The 3,003-nt window shown below is 35.3% G+C and carries 3 protein-coding genes; all 3 read left to right on the top strand.

Annotated features, from left to right (window positions below):
* Nucleotides 1-1,050, top strand: a 1,050-nt coding sequence (locus AC3AX0_RS10460; protein ID WP_487550234.1) for a large ribosomal subunit assembly factor BipA, incomplete at its 5' end; no start/stop codon positions are given.
* Between the two features lie 12 nt (nt 1,051-1,062).
* A complete protein-coding gene (locus AC3AX0_RS10455; RefSeq protein WP_487550233.1) occupies nt 1,063-1,695 on the top strand; it encodes an HAD family hydrolase in 633 nt (210 codons plus the stop codon).
* Between the two features lie 281 nt (nt 1,696-1,976).
* On the top strand, nt 1,977-3,003 hold a 1,027-nt coding region (locus AC3AX0_RS10450), incomplete at its 3' end, for a Na+/H+ antiporter NhaC family protein (RefSeq protein ID WP_487550232.1).

The raw sequence follows: 3,003 nt of genomic DNA, 5'->3' as shown, positions 1-3,003 counted from the left end.
TTCACATATATGGGTATGAACAGAATATCCGTAAAAGATGCATATTCAGGTGATATTGTAGTTGTTTCAGGGTTAAGCGATATATCCATTGGTGAAACAATAGGTCTTCCTGACAAGGTTGAACCTCTTCCAATGATAAATATTGAAGAGCCTACTCTTTCAATGAACTTTTTAGTAAATTCATCTCCTTTTTCAAGTAGAGATGGAAAATTTGTAACTACAAGACATATTAAGGCAAGACTCGAGAAAGAACTTGAAGTTAATGTAGGACTTAGGGTTGAAGCAATAGAAGACAATACAGAAGGATTTAAAGTTTCAGGTAGAGGAGAACTTCATCTTTCTATTCTTATAGAAAATATGAGAAGGGAAGGATATGAGCTTTCAGTATCCAAGCCTGAAGTTATATTCCATAAAGAAGATGGAAAAACAATGGAACCAATAGAGAAGGTTTTTCTGGAAATGCCTGATCAATTCAGTGGCACTGTTATTCAAAAACTGAATCTTAGGAAGGGTGAACTTACTTACATGATTCAGGAAAACGGATATACAACGCTAAACTACGATGTACCAACAAGGGGACTCATCGGTTATAGAAACGAATTTATCAATGATACAAGAGGTGAAGGAACCATTATAAGAGGATTTGATAGATATGATAAGTACAAGGGTGAAATTCCTGGAAGAAAAAACGGTGTTCTTATTTCAGTTGAAACCGGATTTGCCATGTCATATTCCCTTTCAAATCTTTCAGACAGAGCACAACTATTCGTTGAGCCTGCACAGGAAGTATATGAAGGAATGGTAATAGGAATAAACAGTAGAAATGAAGATATGACTGTAAATCCTTGTAAGAACAAAAAACTTACAAATATGAGAGCAAGCGGAACAGATGATTCGGGTAAGGCTATTTCATACAAAATAATGAATCTTGAAGAATCACTGGAATTCATAGATCATGATGAGCTTCTGGAAGTTACTCCAAACCACTTGAGATTGAGGAAAAAACACCTTTCAGAAAACGACAGGAAAAAGAATCACAGAAAAAAATAAGCAGGTAATTATATGATTAAAAATATTATATTTGATCTTGACGGAACGCTGGCTGATTCAGAAGAACTTATCATTAGATCCTTTCAGCATATACACAGGATTTTCAAAGGTAGAGAGGAAGACGAGGCTGTTCTTAAAAAGACCTTCGGGGCAACAATGAAGGATGTAATAACCTCGAATTTCGAAGAGCCTTGTGAAACAGTCCTTGGAGAGTACAGAAAATATCACCATGCCAATTTTGAGAAATACATGAAACTTTTTCAAGGGGCAGATGAATTAATAAAAACTCTTCACGAGAGAGGATATACTCTTGGAATTGTAACTTCAAGACTTGAGTATACGGCTATGAAAATACTGAACATGCATGGAATAAGAGATTGTTTTTCTTCAGTAGTCACAGCCGATATGTGCGAAAACCACAAGCCTCATCCGGAACCCTTGCAAAAATGTCTTGGAGAGCTAAATGCTAAAAAGGAAGAATCCATTTATATAGGAGACACAACCTTTGATATTGAATGCGCCAGGAATACAGGTGTTAAGTCCGTACTAGTTACTTGGAATGATTATGAACATGTTGAAGAAAAGATAAAAGCAGATTATGAAGTAAGCAGCTATGATGAAATATTTGACATCATTAATGATTAGATAGAGATGGATTTCCAAAAGATATATTTATAATTTAGCACAATTGATTTAATTAATAACAGGGAGAAATGTTTAAATGCATTTCTCTTTTTTAATGCAGTCTACTTCATCAAGTTAATAATATTTTTAATATTACGATTTGATTCATTGAATTATTAGTAAATGATATTTCAAATATAACAAAAATATGATATAATTTTAATATGTGAACATATATTTTTTACAAAGGGATACATAGGGTGTCTCTAGTGTTGAATTGAACAACCCCAAGGAGGTTTGTTATGAAATCAAACAGAAAAATATTTGGATTAGTTATTATTATGCTATTATTGTTTATTACTCCGGCCTTTGCCGAAGATGGAGGCAGTCCCTATGGAATATTGTCACTGTTACCACCTTTGCTGGCAATAGCTCTTGCATTCATGACCAAACAGGTTATATTATCGTTGTTTCTTGGGATTTTCTCAGGAGTTTTGATGCTTAATGGATATAACCCGTTTATATCATTTTTGAGAACCCTTGACACATACATTCTAGGTAGTCTTGCGGACAGTTGGAATGCAGGTATTATCATATTCTCCCTGACCATAGGAGGTATGGTAGGAATTATTGGAAAAATGAAAGGTACTCAAGCAATTGCTGAATCGTTGTCAAAAAGGGCTAAAACAGCTAAGAGTGCTCAAATAGCCACTACAATCATGGGTATGGTAGTATTCTTTGACGATTATGCCAATACACTTATTGTAGGTCCTACAATGAGACCTTTGACAGATAAAATGAAGGTGTCGAGGGAGAAACTTTCATATATCGTTGACTCTACTGCAGCACCAGTTGCAGGAATGGCAGCTATTTCTACATGGGTTGGTTATGAAATAGGTCTTATTGCAGATGTTTTCACTAACATGGGTATAGAAGGAAACTTTTTTATGGTTTTTCTCAAGACAATACCTTATGCATTCTACAATATCTTTACTCTTGTTCTAATTTACACGTTAATCTTACAGGGCAGAGAGTACGGCCCTATGTATGAAGCAGAAAAAAGAGCAAGAACTACTGGGAAAGTACTGGCTCACGGTGCTAAGCCTATGTCGAATCTTGATTTTGGTGATTTTGATGACAACAGGAAAATAGAACTTAAGGTTTCCAATGCTGTTATTCCTATAGCAACTCTTGTAATCACAGCATTTTTAGGATTATGGTACAATGGTTGGGTTCTTGGAGAAGGTGAAATACCTTGGACTGCAGTGAGAGAGTGTTTTGGAAATGCTGATGCTTCGGTAGTTCTTATCTGGGCTGCTGTTACTGGAA

The sequence above is a fragment of the Dethiosulfatibacter sp. genome, assembly GCF_983023055.1.
This window is presented reverse-complemented; position numbering and strand designations above follow the sequence as displayed.

Coding starts and splice junctions, on each gene's coding strand:
- AC3AX0_RS10455 (WP_487550233.1), top strand. CDS start 1,063: ATGATTAAAAATATTATATTTGATCTTGACGGAACGCTGGCTGATTCA.